Source organism: Candidatus Hydrogenedentota bacterium, from assembly GCA_016791475.1.
In the GTDB taxonomy this organism is placed as follows: domain Bacteria; phylum Hydrogenedentota; class Hydrogenedentia; order Hydrogenedentales; family JAEUWI01; genus JAEUWI01.
Genome location: JAEUWI010000384.1, coordinates 1 through 560, shown reverse-complemented (window position 1 = coordinate 560; position 560 = coordinate 1). Strand labels below are relative to the sequence as shown.

Annotated in this window: 1 protein-coding gene; it reads right to left on the bottom strand. The window is 68.6% G+C overall.

What is annotated here, in order from left to right; genetic code table 11:
• Window positions 1-560: TerC family protein (locus JNK74_29805; GenBank protein ID MBL7650365.1), on the bottom strand; the 560-nt coding region annotated here is incomplete at both ends.

The window sequence follows — 560 nt, the reverse complement described above, 5'->3', positions numbered from 1 at the left end:
AGTAGCAGCGGCGTTGCGTGCCACAGGTTGCGGCCGCTCGCCGGGTCCGGCAGGCGCACCAGGAAGTGCTGGCCGTGAAGTCGGTCGGTCACCCGCATGTAGCGGCGCATGAGGCGCAGCAGCGGGTTTCCGGCGATGTCCGGCTCGCGATCGCCCAGCCACAGCATCTTGACGCCGGTGGCGACGAGAAACGCGCCGAAAAGATAGAGCACCCACGAGAAGTTGCTGACCAGCGCCGCGCCCGCCGCGATCATCATCGCGCGCAGCGCGATTGCGCCGAGAATGCCCCAGAACAGCACCCGATGCTGATAGGCGGGCGGGATCGCGAGCGTCGAGAAGATCAGCGCGATCACGAAGACGTTGTCGAGCGAGAGCGACTTCTCCACCAGGAAGCCGGTGAAGTAGTCGAGACCCGAATCGGCCCCCCTCGACCACCAGCCCCAGCCGCCGAAGGCGAGCCCCGCGCCGATGTAGAACGCGCTGAGCCAGAGGCTTTCCGTCGCCGTCATCCCCTGCCCGGCGCCGGCACGCCCGCGGCGACGGCCGAGCACGCCGAGATC